Annotated in this window: 14 protein-coding genes; 11 read left to right on the forward strand and 3 right to left on the reverse strand. The window is 63.8% G+C overall.

The window, feature by feature from the left end:
* The first annotated feature begins 102 nt into the window (after positions 1-102).
* The 10 genes from ABNP31_RS10330 (at position 103) to ABNP31_RS10375 (ending at position 12,336) form a co-directional block, all read left to right on the forward strand.
* Positions 103-765, forward strand: a complete 663-nt coding sequence (locus ABNP31_RS10330; RefSeq protein WP_075044846.1) for an aspartate/glutamate racemase family protein — start codon at positions 103-105, stop codon at positions 763-765.
* Between the two features lie 193 nt (positions 766-958).
* On the forward strand, positions 959-1,702 hold the full coding sequence (gene phbB / locus ABNP31_RS10335) for an acetoacetyl-CoA reductase (RefSeq protein ID WP_085663291.1): 744 nt from the start codon (positions 959-961) through the stop codon (positions 1,700-1,702).
* Positions 1,703-1,794: 92 nt separating this feature from the next.
* The gene (locus ABNP31_RS10340; protein WP_085663292.1) at positions 1,795-3,126 is read left to right on the forward strand and encodes a CitMHS family transporter; all 1,332 of its coding nucleotides are present in this window, start codon (positions 1,795-1,797) and stop codon (positions 3,124-3,126) included.
* Between the two features lie 64 nt (positions 3,127-3,190).
* Complete coding sequence (locus tag ABNP31_RS10345; RefSeq protein ID WP_085663293.1) at positions 3,191-4,078, forward strand: LysR substrate-binding domain-containing protein; 888 nt, start codon at positions 3,191-3,193, stop codon at positions 4,076-4,078.
* A gap of 149 nt (positions 4,079-4,227) precedes the next feature.
* Entirely contained in the window at positions 4,228-6,900 is a 2,673-nt protein-coding gene (gene acnA / locus ABNP31_RS10350; RefSeq protein WP_075044850.1) for an aconitate hydratase AcnA, read from the forward strand.
* Positions 6,901-7,021: 121 nt separating this feature from the next.
* On the forward strand, positions 7,022-8,074 hold the full coding sequence (locus ABNP31_RS10355) for a lactonase family protein (protein WP_085663295.1): 1,053 nt from the start codon (positions 7,022-7,024) through the stop codon (positions 8,072-8,074).
* Positions 8,075-8,137: 63 nt separating this feature from the next.
* The gene (locus tag ABNP31_RS10360; RefSeq protein WP_075044852.1) at positions 8,138-9,454 is read left to right on the forward strand and encodes an MFS transporter; all 1,317 of its coding nucleotides are present in this window, start codon (positions 8,138-8,140) and stop codon (positions 9,452-9,454) included.
* A 157-nt stretch (positions 9,455-9,611) separates the two neighbouring features.
* Positions 9,612-10,865, forward strand: a complete 1,254-nt coding sequence (locus tag ABNP31_RS10365) for an OprD family porin (protein WP_085663296.1) — start codon at positions 9,612-9,614, stop codon at positions 10,863-10,865.
* 26 nt (positions 10,866-10,891) lie between these two features.
* Positions 10,892-11,620, forward strand: a complete 729-nt coding sequence (locus ABNP31_RS10370; RefSeq protein ID WP_085663297.1) for a transporter substrate-binding domain-containing protein — start codon at positions 10,892-10,894, stop codon at positions 11,618-11,620.
* A gap of 224 nt (positions 11,621-11,844) precedes the next feature.
* The gene (locus ABNP31_RS10375) at positions 11,845-12,336 is read left to right on the forward strand and encodes a GNAT family N-acetyltransferase (protein ID WP_013972094.1); all 492 of its coding nucleotides are present in this window, start codon (positions 11,845-11,847) and stop codon (positions 12,334-12,336) included.
* A 60-nt stretch (positions 12,337-12,396) separates the two neighbouring features.
* Here ABNP31_RS10375 and ABNP31_RS10380 read toward each other — a convergent pair whose 3' ends face one another.
* The 3 genes from ABNP31_RS10380 to ABNP31_RS10390 form a co-directional block, all read right to left on the reverse strand.
* Positions 12,397-13,770: an 8-oxoguanine deaminase gene (locus ABNP31_RS10380; protein ID WP_238067720.1), complete on the reverse strand. Its 1,374-nt coding sequence runs from the start codon at positions 13,768-13,770 to the stop codon at positions 12,397-12,399.
* Positions 13,771-13,994: 224 nt separating this feature from the next.
* Positions 13,995-15,575, reverse strand: coding sequence for an aldehyde dehydrogenase (NADP(+)) (locus ABNP31_RS10385; protein WP_350013280.1), 1,581 nt, complete (start codon positions 15,573-15,575; stop codon positions 13,995-13,997).
* A 262-nt stretch (positions 15,576-15,837) separates the two neighbouring features.
* The gene (locus tag ABNP31_RS10390; protein WP_075044858.1) at positions 15,838-17,217 is read right to left on the reverse strand and encodes an APC family permease; all 1,380 of its coding nucleotides are present in this window, start codon (positions 17,215-17,217) and stop codon (positions 15,838-15,840) included.
* A 281-nt stretch (positions 17,218-17,498) separates the two neighbouring features.
* Here ABNP31_RS10390 and ABNP31_RS10395 point away from each other — a divergent pair, with 281 nt between their 5' ends.
* Entirely contained in the window at positions 17,499-18,341 is an 843-nt protein-coding gene (locus tag ABNP31_RS10395; RefSeq protein WP_075044859.1) for a helix-turn-helix domain-containing protein, read from the forward strand.
* Position 18,342 lies beyond the last annotated feature (1 nt).

Raw genomic sequence — 18,342 nt, forward strand, 5'->3', positions numbered from 1 at the left:
CGGGCGGCGAGCCGCAAAAAACAGCCGGGCAACCCCCGGCCGGAAACATCATCCCTGGCAAGCCTGGCTTGCCGTCAACAATGTTTGCACCCCGGAGAACGCATGACCAGCACCAAACGCATTTTTCTCATACACGCCACGCCCGTGGCCATTGCGCCGATCAACGAAACCTTTGCCCGGCTGTGGCCCGAGGCCGAGCTGTGCAACCTGCTGGAAGACTCGCTGTCGCGCGACCTGCGCAGCGCCGGGCAGTTGACCGACGACCTGAAACGGCGCTTTTGCGAACTGGCCCGCTACGCCCGCGATGCTGGCGCGCATGCGGTACTGTTTACCTGTTCGGCGTTTGGCGAAGCCATCGAGTCGAGTCGCCGGGAGTTGGATATCCCGGTGCTCAAGCCTAATGAGGCGATGATCGACGAGGCACTGGGGCAGGCGCGCACGATAGGTATCCTTGCCACCTTCGAGCCCAGCATCGGTTCGATGAGTGAGGAGTTTGCCAAGGCGGCCGACGCGCGTGGTGTGCAGATTCGCATTGTATCGGGTGCTTGCCCGCACGCGCTGGAAGCCCTGCACCAGGGCGATGCAGCCCGGCATGACCGCCTGATTGCCGACCTGGCCGGGCAGATCGAGGCGTGCGATGTGCTGTGCTTTGCCCAGTTCTCCATGACCCGGGCCGCGGAAGGTGCGCGCTATGCCAGCGGGCGACCGGTGCTGACTACGCCAGATAGTGCGGTGCTGATGCTGCGTAGGCTTCTGGAGGCTTGACACTCGACTGGGCCATGCGGGCTTCAGTTACTGCCTATTTAAGTTCAAAAATGCATTTTTGTTTTCGTCGGGCATGCGAAATAAATTGTACTGTGTTGGCTTGCAAAACAATCAGGCTTCGCGTTAAGTAGTCAGCAACCGCCGCCACCGGTGGCCAGCAATGCTCCCCACAAAAACAATACGGAGTACACCCATGAGCAAACGTATCGCCTACGTCACCGCGGGAATGGGCGGCCTTGGCACTGCCATCTGCCAGCGCCTGGCCCGGGATGGTTTCACCGTCGTGGTCGGCTGCGGCCCTGCATCGCCACACAAGGACGCCTGGCTGGCCGAGCAGAAACAGCACGGCTTCGACTTCATCGCCTCGGAAGGCAATGTCGCCGACTGGGACTCGTGCCAGGAGGCCTTTGCCCGTATCAAGCGCGAAGTCGGCCCGGTGGATGTACTGGTGAACAACGCCGGCACCGCGATCAACGTGGTGTTCCGCGACATGCAGCCCGGTGACTGGAGCACGGTCATCGATACCAACCTCAATTCCCTGTTCAACGTCACTCGCCAGGTCATCGACGACATGGTCGCCCGTAGCTGGGGCCGGGTAATCAATATTTCCTCGGTCAACGCCCAGATCGGCCAGGTAGGCCAGGTAAACTATTCCACCGCCAAATCGGCGATTCGCGGCTTCACCCGCGCGCTGGCCCGCGAAGTTGGCGCACGCGGGGTGACGGTGAACACCGTATCGCCGGGCTTCATCACCACGGCCAAACTGCGCTCGGTCACCAGTGCCTCGGTGATGGACCGCATCATCCAGGACATCCCCGCGCGCCGCCTGGGTACCCCGGACGAAATCGCCGCCATTTGTGCCTGGCTGGCATCTGACGAATCGGGCTATGCAAACGGGGCGGATTTCTCGCTCAATGGCGGCCTGCACATGAGTTGACGGCGCAGGCCGGCTGCCTGCCGCTTTACCTTGATGCGTCTCTTCGGCGCTGACTCATAAAAACAATTGTATTTCAAGTCAAGGTGATACAAATGCTGTCAATTCTTGGATACGGCATGATCGTGACCTTCATGGCCCTGATCATGACCAAGCGCCTGTCGCCGCTGGTGGCCATGACTACGGTACCGATTTTATTCGCGCTGTTCGCAGGCTTCGGGCCGGACATGGGCGACATGATGATCGAGGGGCTGCGCAAGGTCGCGCCCACGGCGATCATGGTGATGTTCGCCATCCTCTACTTCGGGGTGATGTTCGACACCGGCCTGTTCGACCCCATAATCAAGAAGTTCATCCTGCTGATCGGCGGCGACCCGATGAAAGCGGTGGTGTTCGCCGCCCTGCTGGCGGGGCTGGTGTCGCTCGACGGCGACGGCTCGACCACCTACATGATCACTGTCACGGCCATGTTGCCGCTGTTCAAGCGCATGCGCCTGGACCCGCTGGCGCTGACCTGCGTGGTGATTCTTGCCGCCAGCGTCACCAACCTGCTGCCCTGGGGTGGGCCGCTGGCCCGTGCCGCCGCCTCGCTGCAGGTGGAAACCGCCGAACTGTTCCTGCCGTTGATCCCGACCCTGATCATCAGCTTCCTCGGCGTACTGCTGCTGGCCTGGTTCATCGGTACCCGTGAACGCCAGCGCCTGGGCCGCCTGCCGCAGTCGTTGGGCGCGGCCGCCACGGTGTTCGACGATACCGACAACGAGGCTACGCCGTCGCTGTCGGAAGAAAACGCCGAACTACGCCGGCCCAAGCTGTTCTGGCTGAATGCCGGCTTGACCATCGCCCTGATGGCTGGCCTGGTGCTGGAAATCCTGCCGCTGGCGATTCTGTTCATGGTGGCGTTCTCGATCGCCCTGGTGATCAACTACCCGCACATGCAGGACCAGCGCAGGCGCATTTCTGCCCACGCGCCGACGGCGTTGAACCAGATCGCCATCTTCCTCGCTGCCGGCATCCTCGCGGGCATCCTCTCGGGCACCGGCATGGTCGATGCCATGTCCAAGAGTTTCCTCGACATGCTGCCGGCAAGCTGGGGGCCGTACATGGCACCGATTACGGCGTTGGCAAGCATTCCCGGCACCTTCTTCATGTCCAACGACGCCTTCTACTACGGGGTACTGCCAGTGCTGGCCAAGGCCGCCGAGGTGTACGGCATCACCCATGCCGAGATCGGCCGTGCCTCGCTGGTCGGCCAGCCCATCCACCTGCTGAGCCCGCTAGTGGCCTCGACCTACTTGCTGTGTGGCCTGGCTGGGGTAGAGTTCAGTGACCACCAGAAGTACACGCTGAAATGGGCGTTCGCGCTGTGCATGCTGATCATGTTCGTGGCCATGGGCTTTGGCCTGTTCCCATGGAGCGCTGGCTGACCCGCGCCGATCAACACCGGGGTGGCCGCAGGCTGCTCCGGCTTCTGCCTTTCAGGACTTTGCCGTGCGTTACGACCTTACCAGCCTGGACCTGTTCATCACCGTGGCCCAGGAGCGCAATCTCACCCGCACCAGCCGCATCAAGCATGTGGCGGTGTCGGCGATCAGCAAGCGCATCACCGAGCTGGAGGCGCAGATCGGCTCGCCGCTGCTGGTGCGCAATGCTCGCGGCGTGGAGCTGACCCCGGCGGGGCAGTCGCTACTGTTCTACGCCCGCCAGCTCAAGCAGACCATGGCCCAACTGGATACCGAGCTGAGCGGCTACGCCAGCGGGGTCAAGGGCCATATCCGTATCCATGCCATTACCTCGGCGCTGTCGCAGTTCCTGCCGCAGGACCTGGCCGGCTTTGCCCAGCTGTACCCGGCGATCAAGTTCGACATCGAAGAGCGGGTAGGCTCGGCGGTGGTCCGTGCAGTTGCCGACGGGCGCGCCGACCTTGGCATCATCGCCGCGCAAACTCCTGCTCAGGGCCTGGAAACCTTCCCCTACCGGCACGACGAACTGACCTTGGCCGTACCTGTCGGGCATGCTCTGGCGACCCGTCAGCGGGTGCGCTTCGAAGAGGTGCTGGAGCACGAGATGGTCGGCCCGCACCTGGAAAGCTCGGTGCACACCTTGCTCACCAGTGAAGCCGAGCGGCTGGGCAAGGCACTGAAGCTGCGTATCCGTATCAGCAGCTTTGACTGCATGTGCCGCATGGTGTCGAACGGGCTCGGTGTCGCCGTGCTGCCGCGCAGTGTCATCGACCAGTACCTGCGCAGCCACAAGATCAAGGCGGTGACCCTTGACGAGCCTTGGGCGCAGCGCACCCTGCTGCTGGCGTTGCGCAAGTTCGATGGCGCCTCGGCCACCCTCAAGACCTTTGTCGACCACCTGAAACTGGCGGATTAGGGCCATTGTTGAGCGTTCGCGATTGGCGAACGCTGCTGTGGTAATTGATCAATTTTCATCCGCCCAGGCTGCTTTTACCATCGGCTCATCCACAACGCCGAGTGCCGATTACGGCCTGTGCACACGACCAGAAACCGAGCGATACGAGCATGACCGAGACTGCCCGCGACCTGATGAGCACCCTGGAGATCGACCAGGCGCAATTTACCTACGTCGACCTGAAGAAGCTGCTGAACCCCAGCCAGCTGCAACGCCTGCCGTTTTCCATCCGTATCCTGCTGGAGAACGTCGCCCGCTGCACGCCGCAGGCGTTGCAGCCGGTGCTGGCTCGCGCCCTGGGTCAGGGCCCGGACTGCGAGGTGCCGTTCCAGCCCAACCGCCTGATGTTCCATGACACCACCTGCCTGCCGGCGCTGGCCGACTTCGCCGGCATGCGTGACGTGGTGGCCGAGCTGGGTGGCGACCCGGCGGCGATGAACCCGCAGATCCCGGCGGTGCTGACCATCGACCACTCGGTGATTGTCGAGCGCTTTGCCGAGCCGGAAGCGGTCGAACAGAACCTGGACATCGATTTTCGCCGCAACAGCGAGCGCTATCGCTTCATCAAGTGGGCGCAGAAGAGCCTGGACAACTTTGGCGTGATTCCGCCGGGCACCGGCATCATCCACCAGATGAACATGGAAGCCTTGGCCAAGGTGGTATGGGAAAGCCGCACGGAAGACGGCCAGCGCCTGCTGCACCCGGACGATATGGTCGCCACCGACAGCCACACACCAATGATCAACGCCATCGGCGTGCTGGGCTGGGGAGTCGGCGGCCTGGAAGGGCAGGCGGCGATGGTTGGCGAGCCGGTGCCGATCAACTTCCCGCAGGTGATCGGTTTTCGCGTCACCAATGCCCTGCGTCCGGGCGTGACCGCCACCGACCTGTCGCTGCATGTAGCGCAGATCCTGCGCCAGCGTTCGGTGGTGGGCAAGTTCGTCGAGTTCACCGGCCCTGGCCTGACCACCCTCAGTTGGGCGGCGCGCGGTACGGTGTCGAACATGGCGCCGGAGTATGGCGCCACCGTGGTGTTCTTCCCGTTCGACGACCAGACCCTGGACTATCTGAGACTCACCGGCCGCTCAGCCGAGCTGTGCCTGCAAGCCGCCAGCTACATGCATGCCCAGGACCTGCATCGGCGCGATGACCAGCCAGAGCCTCAGTTCGATGAACTGATCGAACTGGACCTGGCCACCATCGAGCCGAGTGTCGCCGGCCCGTACCAACCGCACCAGCGGCAGCCGCTGTCGCGCTCGGGCGCCTCGTTCCAGGAGCAGGTGCTCGGTAATGGCAACCTGATTGCCGGCCCCAAGGCAGAGCAGTTTTTCGAGCCATCCTTCGGTACGCCGATCAGTCACGGCGCCGTGGTGATCTCGGCGATCACCAGTTGCACCAACACTGCCAACCCGGCGCAGATGATCCAGGCTGGACTGCTGGCGCGTAACGCCCGACGCCTGGGGCTGCAGCGCAAGCCCTGGGTCAAGACTTCACTGTCGCCGGGCTCCCAGGTGGTGGCTGACTACCTGGCCGAGGCCGACCTGCTGCAGGACTTCTCTGCCTTGGGCTTTGACCTGGCCGGCTTTGGCTGCATGACCTGCATCGGCAACTCCGGCAAGCTTGAAACCCACGTGGAAGCCTTTGCCGACCAGGGCCTGAAAGGCGTGGTGGTGCTGTCGGGCAACCGCAACTTCGAAGGCCGGGTGAACCCCAAGGTGCCCGCAGGTTACCTGGCTTCGCCGGCCCTTTGCGTGGCCTTCGCCATCGCCGGTACCGTCGAGGTCGACCTGACCCGCGAAGCGCTCGGACATGACAGCGCCGGCAACCCGGTGTACCTGCACGACCTTATGCCCAGCGACGAGGAGGTCGCCACACTGGCGGCCCGGGTGGTCAAGCCGGAATTCTTCCGGCAACGCCTGGCCACCGTCTGGGACGGTACCCACCATTGGCAGGCGCTGTCGGCCGAAGGCAGCGTGCAGTTCCCGTGGGATGCGCGGTCCACCTACCTGCGCCGTCCGCAGTATCTGGCCGATATCCAGGCCGAACCCAAGGCCAGCCTGGCGATCCAGGGGGCGCGGCCGTTGATGGTGCTGGGCGACAACGTGACCACCGACCATATTTCCCCTGCTGGCGCGATCCCTGCCAACAGCCAGGCTGGCGAGTGGCTGCTGGCGCGCGGCGAGGACCCGCAGGACCTCAACCAGTACTCCACCCGCCGCAGCAACCACGAAGTGATGTTGCGTGGCGCGTTTACCAACAAGTCGGTGCGTAACCGCCTGCTCGGCGAGCAGCAGCCAGGTCCTGGTGCCTGGGCCTGGAACGCCGACCACAGTCAGTGCCTGCCGCTGTACGACGCGGCGCAGAGCTATGCCGGTACGCCAATGGTGGTGTTCGCCGGTATCAACTACGGCGCCGGCTCCAGCCGTGACTGGGCGGCCAAGGCCCAGGCCCTGCTGGGCGTGCGCGCCGTGGTGGCACGCAGCATCGAGCGGATTCACCGCAGCAACCTGATCGGCATGGGCGTGCTACCGCTGCTGTTCAAGGGCGGCGAGAGCGTGGACGACCTGCAACTGGATGGCAGCGAGCATTTCGACTTCGTCGGCCTGGACGAACTGAGCGTGGGCGAAAACCGCATCCGCCTGCTGGTGCAGCGCCAGGATGGCCGCCGCGACGAGGCCGAGCTGATTGCCCGCATCGATTCGCAGCAGGAAATCCGCTACCTGGTCAATGGCGGGGTGCTGCCCTATGTGATTCGCAAAGTGGTCAAGCGCACCCGCAGTTGACGCTGCTGACCTGAACGATGCTGCTCTGAATGATTCAAGGCGGTGGCCGTGATGGCCACCGTGCGGGGCGCTGCTGCCGCCACAAAGGCCAGCGCTCATCCACTAACGGGAGAACTACCCAATGTTTGCCTACGTCGGTTCGCGCACCACCCGCGAGCGCAATGCCAGGGGTGACGGTATCACGGTCTATCAGGTGGACCAGCAGGCGGGCACCCTGGAGCGCGTGCAGGTGGTCGGTGACCTGGTCAACCCGTCGTTCCTGGCCCTCAATCGGGCCGGCGACCGTCTGTACAGCGTGCATGGCGATCGCAGCGAAGTCAGCGCCTTCAGCGTCGACCGCAACGATGGCAGCCTGGTCCTGCTCAACACCGTCAGCTGCGAAGGCCGCAACCCGGTGCACCTGGCGCTGGACCCGAGCGAGCGCCACATGGTCGTGTCCAACCACATTACCGGCACCCTGGCAGTGCTGGACGTACAGGCTGATGGCCGCCTGGGTGCGGTCAGCCAGCTGGTGCAACTGGAAGGGCCGATCGGGCCGCACCGGGTCGAGCAGCCATTTGCCAAGCCACATTTCAACCCGTTCGATGCCTCGGGCCAGTTTGTGCTGGTGCCGGACAAAGGCCTGGACCGGGTGTTCAGCTTCCGCTTCGACAACGGCAAGTTGTACCCGGCCGAGCAACCCTTCGTGGCCAGTCGCGAAGGCGCCGGGCCACGGCATATCGCGCTGCACCCCAATGCGCCTTACGCCTTTGCCATCAACGAGCTGGATTCCACCGTCACCAGCTACCGCTTCGACGCCATGACCGGTGCACTGCAACCGCTGCAGGTGTTGTCGTCACTGCCCTCGACCTACACCGGCAACAGCCGCGCCTCGGAAATCGAAGTGGACCGCAGCGGGCGTTTTCTCTACGCCTCCAACCGCGGTTACGACAGCATCGCAGTGTTTGCCATCGACCTGCAAAGCGGCCTGCTGACGCTAGCCGATGTGGCGCCGAGCGGTGGCAGCACGCCACGCTTCTTCACCCTTACTCCCAACCAGCGCTTTGTCTTCGCCCTGAACGAAGACAGCGACAGCATCGTTGCCCTGGCAGTCGATGCGCAGCACGGACGCTTGAGCAAGACGGGCTTTGCGGTTTCGACCGGCAGTCCGGTCTGCATGGTTTTTTCTGCCTGAACCGGGCTGCACGTATAACAATGAAAAGGGGCGGGCTCTGGCCTGCCCCATAGTGAGGTTGCCATGAACAACAACAAGACTGTCGATGAACAGGCCACGGTCCGCAAGGTCACCCTGCGCATCATCCCTTTCATGTTCCTGCTTTACATCGTGTCGTACCTGGACCGTGCCAACATCGGCTACGCGGCCCTGGAAATGAACAAGGAGTTGGCCCTGACCAGTGAAGCCTTCGGCTTCATCTCGGGTATCTTCTTCATCGGTTACTTCCTGTTCGAAGTTCCGAGCAACGTCATGCTCAACAAGTACGGTGCGCGGGTGTGGATCGCCCGCATCCTGGTGACCTGGGGAGCCATCGCTGCCGCTACCGCCTTTGCCCAGACCGCCAACCAGCTGTATGTGCTGCGCTTCTTCCTTGGCGTGGCAGAGGCCGGGTTCTTTCCGGGCGTAATCGTGTATCTGACTTACTGGTTCCGCTCCAGGGAACTGGCCACCACCGTGGCCCTGTTCACGGCGGCGATCCCGGTCAGCTACATCATCGGTGCACCGCTTTCCACCTGGATCATGGACAACATCAAGTGGCTGGACTGGAGCGGCTGGCGCTGGATGCTGTTCCTCGAAGGCGTGCCAGCAATTTTCCTCGGCGTGGCCTGCTTCCTGTTCCTGACCGACAAGCCCGAACAGGCCAAGTGGCTTACCCAGGCAGAAAAGGACTGGCTGATCGCCGAACTGGAACGTGACCGCCAGAGCCGCAAGAATGTAAAGCGCCTGAGTGTGTTCAAGACCATGGTCAACCCCAAGGTGCTGTACCTGGCGTTCATCTACTTCGTGTACCAGTGCGGCAGCCTGGGTGTCGGCTACTGGATGCCGCAGATCATCAAGGGCTTCAGCAGCAGCCTGACCCATACCCAGATCGGCCTGATCGCCATGCTGCCGTACATTGTCGCGACCATTCTGATGGTGGTGTGGTCGCGCAGCTCTGACCGGCGCAACGAGCGCAAGCTGCACTCGGCTATCCCGCTGGCGGTGGCGGCCCTGGGCCTGGTAGGTGCGGCCATGCTGCCAAGCCCGGTGGCATCGATGACGATGATCTGTGTGGCGCTGACCGGGCTATATAGCTTCAAGTCGCCGTTCTGGGCACTGCCTACATTGTTCCTCGACCGCGCCACCGCTGCGGTGTCGATTGCCGTGATCAACTCCATCGGCAACCTCGGCGGCTTTGCCGGGCCGTCGCTGATTGGCGTGGTCAAGGGCGAGACCGGCAGTGCGGCGACCGGGTTGATGTTCCTTAGTGCCTTGTTGCTACTGGCGTTCCTGATGACCTTGCTGATGCGGGTTGACAACAAGGAACCCGGTCAGCCGCAGACCGCATCCGCCCACTAGTCCCTTGGGGCTGCTGCGCAGCCCGTTCGCAGCACAAGGCTGCTCCTGCACAGGAGCACGCCACCTCTGAAGCAACACCAAACCACCAGAAGCGGCCTTGTGTCGCGACAGGGCCGCGCCGCGGCCCCAACAATCCCAGCAAATTCGGAACCGCCAGATGCACAACAACAAGAACATCCTGCGTACCCTGCTAACCCTGTCTCCCTGCCTGGCCGCCGGCACCGTCAGCGCCGAAGGCTTCATCCAGGACAGCAAGGCCAATCTGACGCTGCAGAACTACTATTTCAACCGCGACTTCCGCGACGGCACCGGCCAGTCCAAGCGCGAGGAGTGGGCTCAGGGTTTCCTGCTCGACCTGCGCTCCGGCTACACCCCTGGCACAGTCGGCTTCGGCCTGGACGCCCTGGGCATGCTTGGCATCAAGCTCGATTCAAGCCCCGACCGTGCAGGCTCTGGTCTGCTGCCGGTGCACGACGATGGTCGCGCCGCCGACGAGTTCAGCCGCCTGGGCTTGACCGCCAAGGTCAAGGTGTCTGCCAGCGAGTTCAAGTACGGCACCCTGGTCCCCAAACTGCCGACCGTGCAGGCCAATACCGGCCGCATCCTGCCGCAAACCTTCGAGGGCGGCTTGCTGACGGTCAAGGAAATCGAAGGCTTGACCTTCACCGCTGCGCGCTTCAACCGGATGACCGACCGCGACTCGACCAACGCGACCAGGATTACCCTCAACAACAAGAACCGGCGCTTCGCCGGGGCCGTTGAAGGGGATGACTACTGGATCGGCGGTGCTGACTACGCCTTGAGCAAGCAGCTGGGCATTAGCTACCAGTACGCCGAGTTGCAGGACGTGTACCGGCAGAGCTTCTTCGGCCTCAACCATGTATGGAGCCTGGGCCCGGGGAAGCTCAAGAGTGACCTGCGCTACATGCTCAGTGACGACGCCGGCAAAGCCCGTGGTGGTGCCATCGATAGCGGCGCCCTGAGCGGCATGTTTACCTACAGCCTGGGCGGCCATGCCTTTGGCCTTGGCTTGCAGAAAATGAATGGCGATACCTCAATGCCGTTCCTCAACGGTACCGACCCGTACCTGACCAACTACATCCAGATCAACGACTTTGCCGAGCCGGGCGAGCGTTCGTGGCAGTTGCGCTATGACTACGACTTCGCTGCGCTGGGCATCCCGGGGCTGAGCTTCATGACCCGCTATGTCAAGGGCGACCACGCCGATGCGGCCACCTCGACACAGCAGGGGCGTGAATGGGAGCGCAACACCGATATCGCCTACGTGATCCAGGCCGGCCCCTTGAAGAACGTTGGCATTCGCTGGCGTAATGCGGCCTACCGCTCCAATTTCGCCCGGGGTGCAGACGAAAACCGCCTGATCGTGACCTACACCTTGCCTATCTGGTAAGGCCAGAAAAATTCATGGAGAACCCGATGCCTGCCACCATCGCGCAAGCAGTGCTCAATCAACTTGCCCCCAACGGCATCCTCCCGGTTGCCATCAATCTCGGCAATCCGGTCCTCGCACAGCGTGGCCCGGACGGTGAACCGCAGGGCGTATCGGTCGCTCTTGCCAAGGCTTTGGCCGAAGAGCTTGGCGTTACCCTGCAAATGCATACCTTCGACGCCGCCGGCAAAGTTTTCGCGGCGCTGGAGGAGGGGACCTGGAATCTGGCCTTCCTCGCCATCGAGCCGGTGCGCGAAGCACAGATAGCCTTCAGCGAACCCTATGTACTGATCGAAGGCACGTACCTGGTAAACCGCGATGCGCCGTTCCAACAGGTCGAGCAACTGGACCGTGCCGGCTTGCGCCTGGCCGTGGGCAAGGGGGCTGCCTATGACCTGTACCTGAGCCGCACCCTCGAACACGCCGAGTTGGTACGTGCCGATACCTCGGCTGGCGCCGTTGACCTGTTCATCGAGCAAGGCCTGGATGCCGCGGCCGGTGTGCGTCAGCCGTTGCAGAAAGTGGCCGATGCCGACTTGCGGTATCGGGTGCTGGACGGCGCGTTCACCGCCATTCGCCAAGCCATGGCCGTGCCGCGTGGGCGCGAGCAGGCTGCAGCCTATGTGCGGGACTTTGTCGAACGGCAGTTGCGCAGTGGTTTTGTTCGTGGGGCCTTGCTGGCTACCGGGCAAACGGACGTCAGCGCACCGCGTTGAGTTTGGGGGGCGCTTTGCGCCCCATCGCGACACAAGGCCGCTCCCACAGGTACAGCGTGATCCCGAAGCCTGTGCCGTACCTGTGGGAGCGGGCATGCCCGCGAAGCAGGCGGCGCGGTGGATGTGTTCGGTTACTGCGCAGGTTTCGGGTACAAGCTGTACCTGTGGCTGCGGCGCTCATTTACCATGGCGGCTGTTTTTAGCCATTACCAAGGAATCCATCCATGAGCGCCCCTCAGTTCCGCACCCCCACAGCCGCCGACGCCGAACGCTGCTACGCCATCGAAATCGGTGCCTATGAAGGCGATGAGGCGGCCACGCTGGAGAAGATCCGCACCCGCATCGCGCAGTATCCGCAGGGCTTCCTGGTGCTGGAAAACGCGGGCGAGATCGTTGGTTTCATCAACAGTGGCTGTGCCCACGAAGTGGTGATGTCCGACGAGGCATTCAAGGAGCTGGTCGGGCATGACCCGGCGGCGCCAAACGTGGTGATCATGTCGGTGGTGGTGGACCCGGCGCACCAGGGCAAAGGCTACGCCAAGCAGTTGATGGATGAATTCATCGCTCGCATGAAGGCGGCGGGCAAGCTGACCATTCACCTGATGTGCAAGGAACAGCATGTGGCGTTGTACCAGAAGCTGGGGTATCAGTACGTGAAACCGTCGCCGTCGGACCACGGCGGCATGGCCTGGCATGAGATGCTCATGGTCCTCTGATTTCGCAAGACACGGCAGCGTTGCCGGCGAAGGGCCGCCAAGGCGGCCCCGAATGGCTGCTTATTCGCCGCTGACCAGCTGGCGTGCCAACTGGTTGTGGCGCTCCAGCACCCGTGGCAGGTCGACCGTGGCCAACTGGCCATCCTTCACCACCACACGGCCATTGATGACACTGGTGTGCACCTGGGTCGGGGTGCAGAACACCAGCGCCGCCAGCGGGTCGTGGTGGCCACCGGCATAAGCCACGTGGCCGAGGTCGAAGGCGACGAAGTCGGCCACCATGCCTGGGGCCAGGGCGCCGATGTCGTTGCGGTTGAGCACCTTGGCACCGCCGAGCGTTGCAATTTCCAGCGCCTCGCGTGCAGTCATCGCGTCGGGGCCGAAGCCCACCCGTTGCAGCAGCAGGGCCTGGCGCACTTCACCGATCATGCTGGCGCCGTCGTTGGATGCCGAACCGTCGACCCCCAGGCCCACCGGCACCCCGTGGTCGCGCATCTTGCGCACCGGGGCGATGCCCGAGGCCAGGCGCATGTTCGAGCATGGGCAGTGGGCGACACCCGTGCCGGTGCGGGCGAACAGCTCGATGCCATGCTGGTCGAGTTGCACACAGTGGGCGTGCCACACGTCGTGGCCGACCCAGCCGAGGTCTTCGGCATATTCGGCGGGGGTCATGCCGAACTTCTCGCGGCTGTAGGCGATGTCGTTGACGTTCTCGGCCAGGTGTGTGTGCAACGACACCCCGTACTGGCGTGCCAGCACGGCGGCTTCGCGCATCAGGTCGCGGCTGACCGAGAACGGCGAGCAGGGCGCCACCACGATGCGGCGCATCGAGCCGTGGCTGGCGTCGTGATAGTCCTCGATCAGGCGCTGGGATTCCGTGAGGATGTCGGCTTCCTTCTCCACCACCGAATCAGGCGGCAGGCCGCCCTGGCTGCGGCCCACGCTCATGCTGCCGCGCGCGGCATGGAAGCGCATGCCGATCTCGTCGGCGGCATGGATGCTGTCGTCGAGCTTGCAGCCGTTGGGGTAGATGTACAGGTGGTCGCTGGAGGTGGTGCAGCCGGACAGGATCAGTTCGGCCATGGCGGTCTGGGTCGACACCGCGATCATCTCGGGGGTCAGGCGTGCCCAGATCGGGTAGAGGTTGGTCAACCAGTTGAACAGCTCGCCGTCCTGGGCTGCAGGCACCACGCGGGTGAGGCTCTGGTACATGTGATGGTGGGTGTTGACCAGGCCAGGGATGACCACCTTGCCGGCCATGTCCAGCACCACATCGGCGTGCTGTGGCAGGGTATCGCTGGGGCCGACCTGGCGGATCAGGTTGCCTTCGATGAACATTCCGCCGTTCTTGATCTCGCGGCGTTCGCCGTCCATGGTGACCAGAAGTTCGGCGTTCTTGACCAGTAGCGTTCTTGGAGCATTTGTAGATGACATGGCTTAAGCCTGTCGCAATACGCATCGGCGATTACCGATGTCATAGGCGCATGGCATTGTAAGCAAGGTTTTTGCGGATTGTATACAGGGCTGGTAATCCTGTGCCGGCCTCTTCGCGGGTAAACCCGCTCCCACAGGTACTGCACAGAATTCATGAGCTGTGTAGTACCTGTGGGAGCGGGTTTACCCGCGAAGAGGCCAGTACAGGCTACCTCAATGTCAGATCAAACCGCGCCACGGCTGGCTACCCCATCCACCAACCGCGCAATCCCCAGCGGGTTGGCACTTTTCAGCGCATCCGGCAGCAGTGCATCCGGGTAGTTCTGGAAGCACACCGGGCGCAGGAAGCGGTCGATGGCCAAGGTGCCGACCGAAGTGCCTCGGGCATCGGAGGTGGCCGGGTATGGCCCGCCATGCACCATCGCGTCCGATACCTCTACGCCGGTCGGGTAGCCGTTCAGCAGCAGGCGCCCGGCCTTGCGCTCCAGCAGCGGCACCAGCGTGGCAAAGGCACGCAGGTCGTCCGGTTCGGCAATCAGCGTGGCAGTCAGCTGGCCTTGCAGGTGGCGCAGCGCTTCGGCCAGTTGCTGGGCATCGGCCACTTCCACCACCACGGTGGTCGGGCCGAACACTTCTTCCTGCAGCAGCGGGTCGCTGTCCAGCAGCAGGCTCACATCCGCCTTGAACAGCTGTGGCTGGGCCTGGGTGCCGGCTTGTGGCTGCCCGGCCAGGTGCTGGATGCCAGGGTGCGCCAGCAGGTGCTGCACACCGCTCTGGTAGCTGCGCAGGGTGCCGGCGTTGAGCATGGTCTGCGGCGCCTGGTCGGCCATGCGCGCCACCAGCGTGTGCACGAAGCGTTCGAACTGCGGCGACTTGATGCCCACCACCAGGCCCGGGTTGGTGCAGAACTGCCCGCAACCCAGCACTACCGAGGCGGCCAGTTCGCCGGCTACCTGCTCGCCACGGGCCTGCAGGGCCTGGGGCAGGACAATTACCGGGTTGATGCTGCTCATTTCGGCGAACACCGGGATCGGCTGCGGGCGCGCAGCCGCCATGTCGCACAGGGCGCGGCCACCACGCAGCGACCCGGTGAAGCCGACCGCCTGGATGGCCGGGTGCTTGACCAGTGCTTCACCCACGCCGGCGCCATAGATCATGTTGAACACGCCTGCAGGCATGCCGCAGCCGGCCACCGCGCGGTCAATGGCCGCGGCCACGTGGGCAGCGGTCAGCATGTGCCCGCTGTGGGCCTTGAACACCACCGGGCAGCCGGCCGCCAGCGCCGAGGCGGTATCACCGCCGGCGGTGGAGAAGGCCAGCGGGAAGTTGCTGGCACCGAATACAGCCACCGGGCCGACGCCGATGCGGTACTGGCGCAGGTCCGGGCGTGGCAGCGGGGTGCGCTCGGGCTGCGCACGGTCGATGCGCGCACCGAGGAAATCGCCACGGCGCACCACATCGGCGAACAGGCGCAGCTGGTTGCTGGTGCGGGCGCGTTCACCGCGGATGCGTGCCTCGGGCAGCGCGGTTTCGCGCATCACATGCTGGACGAAGTCATCGCCCAGTGCGTCCAGTTCGTTGGCGATGGCGTCGAGGAAGGCGGCGCGCTGTGCCGGGCTGGTGCTGCGGTAGGCCGGGTAGGCAGCCTCGGCGGCCAGCACGGCGGCTTCGACTTCGTCGCCGGTCGCCTGGTGGAAGGCGTATGGCAGTGGCTCGCCGGTGTGGGCGTCGACGCTGTTCAGCAGCACGTCACCGTTGCCGCTGAGCTGGCCGGCGATGTGGTTCAGGCGATGTTCGATGGACATTTCGTTTCCCGTTGGCAATGACAGTCGTTGGGCTGGGACTGTAGGGGGCGAAATGCGTGCTGAATAATGATTAATGCGGATCAGGTGATAACAGATTGTTATCACAACGGCCTTCTCCAAAAGTTTCCATCGTATGCACGGCCCCCTGTGGGAGCGGGTTCACCCGCGAAGCAGGCGACTCGGTGTATGGCACCGGCTTCGCCGGTATTCGCGGGTAAACCCGCTCCCACAGGGACCGCGCAAATGCTTGAAAGCGCGTGGGTCACTCGGCCATCTGCAACTCCGGCAGCTTCACCCGGAACGCCCGGGTAAGCCCCAGCAGCACCACCAGGCCCATGCCCATCCAGCACAAACCGATGGTGAACGACAGGCTGGTCAGGCTGCTCCACAGCCACAGCGTGCTGAGGAAGCCCAGGCCGGGAATGGCGCCATACAGCAGGTAGTTGCGGCCACCACGCAGCTTGTGGTCGATCAGGTAGTGCTTGACCACGGCCAGGTTCACCGCCGAGAAGGCGAACAGCGCGCCAAAGCTGATCATGTTGGCCACCGTGTCGAGGCTGATCACCAAGGCAATCAGCGACAGCAGGCTGACCAGCAGGATGGCCGTGGCCGGCACGCGCTTTTTCGTCACCAGTTGGCCGAACGCACGGGGCAACGCACCGTCGCGGCCCATGGCGAACAGTACCCGCGACACGCTGGCCTGGGACACCATGGCCGAGGCGAAGCAGCCGGCCACGTAGGTGGCGGTGAAGGCGGTCACCAGCAGTTCGCCGCCGACCCGGCGCATCACGTCCACCGACGCCGAGTCCGGGTCGGCGAAGCTGCCCCAGTCAGGGAACACCATCTGTGCGCAGTACGACACCACCAGGAACAACATGCCGCCGATCAGCGACACGGCGAGGATCGCCACGGGAATGCGGTAGGTGGGGTTGCTGGTTTCCTCGGCCATGGTCGAGACCGCATCGAAGCCCAGGAACGACAGGCACAGCACGGCGGCGCCGGTCATGATCAACGGCACGCTGAAGCCTTCGTGGTGGAACGGCGCCAGCAGCGACACCGGCTGCGCCTGCCCGCCGAGGTTGTGGATGGACAGGGCGACGAACACGACGATGAACACCAGTTGCACCACCACCAGGATCCAGTTCACCCGGGTGATCGACTCGATGCCGATCAGGTTGAGGAAGGTGACCAGGGCAATGGAGCCCGCCACCCACACCCAGGCGTGGATGGCCGGGAAGTACTCCGACATGTAGATGCCGATCAGCAGGTAGCTGAGCAGCGGCAGGAAGATGTAGTCGAGCAGCAGGGTCCAGCCGGCGATGAAGCCGATGTGGCTGCCGAAGGCCTTGCGGGTGTAGGTGTAGACCGAGCCGGAATAGGGGTGGGCCTGGACCATGCGGCCATAGCTGTAGGCGGTCAGCAGCATGGCGGCGAGGGTCAGCAGGTAGGCGGTGGGCAGGTGCCCCTTGGTCATCTGGGTGACCAGCCCGTAGGTGGTGAATACTGCAAGGGGGACCATGTAGGCCAGGCCGAACAGCACCAGGGCGGGCAGCCCCATGGACTTGCGGAAACGGCCGTTGCTGGCGGTGGGTTGCGACGGGCTATGTGCAGGGCTATGGGCTGTACTTGTTGTTGTATGCATTGCTAACTCCTGGAAAGGGATGCAGGACGCCGCGGTATGCGAGCGGGCTCGATACCGGTGGGTGTTGTGCAAGGAGGTCGAGCGGGTGGCTCGCAGCGCTGGGGCGGGTTGATGCTCCCACACCCCGCCGGTACCCGGAATCACCCTTTGGGGTGAGCCGGCAGGGGGCTTTGCCTGCTCACCCCAAAGGGTGATTTCGGTGTTTGCAGTGCCATGGGAGTATCTGGCCAACGACGCACCGCACTGGCGGCGGTGCCTTTACTTGAGACGGCAGGCCCAAAGTGACTGATCAATTGCTTTCGCAACAGTGGTTCGAGCACCTGGCCAAGGTCACCGAGGCGATCGGCCGACCGGGCTTTGCCGCCACCCTGTTTGCTGCGCTTGGCGTGATTCGGCCGATCCAGGCGACCACGGTGTACCTGTACCCGCACGACGGCATGCCCTGCGCGCTGTTCGAGCAGGACGACAAGGCGCCTTGGCAGCCCGAGGGCAATGTCAGCCGCTACCTGTCCGGCTTCTATCTGCTCGACCCGTTCTACGGGGCCTGTGTGGAGCAGGTCGAGTCCGGTTGCTACGGCCTGTTCGAAGTGGCGCCCGACCACTTCGAGGTCAGCGAGTACTACCAGTCGTTCTACCGGCACTCGCACCTGGAGGATGAGCTCAACTACATCCTGCAGGTCGCGCCCGGGCAGAGCCTGGCGGTATCGCTGGCGTTCACCGACAAGCTCGATGGGCAAACCCGTGCGCTGTTCGCGCGTATCACGCCCTGGGTACTGGCGGTGCTCGGCAAGCACTTCGCCGGGCTGGACAGCCGCACCGGGCGCTTCGAGAACATCCTCGAGCAGCGCATCCACGCGGCGTTGAACAACTTCGGCAGCTCGCTGCTGACCGAGCGTGAGTGCCGTATCGCCCAGCTGATCCTGCGTGGCCACTCGACCAAGTCGCTGGCCGAGCGCCTGGGGGTGTCGGAGGACACCATCAAGTCACACCGCAAGAACGTCTACGCCAAGCTCGACATCGGTACCCAGTCCGAGCTGTTCTCCCTGTTCATCGACGCGCTGGCCAATGCCCAGGGCGTGCTGGGCAAGGACCCGCTGGAAAGCTACATGGGCAAGCTGCGCTGAG

It is taken from the genome of Pseudomonas asiatica (assembly GCF_040214835.1).
In the GTDB taxonomy this organism is placed as follows: Bacteria; Pseudomonadota; Gammaproteobacteria; order Pseudomonadales; family Pseudomonadaceae; genus Aquipseudomonas; species Aquipseudomonas putida_Z.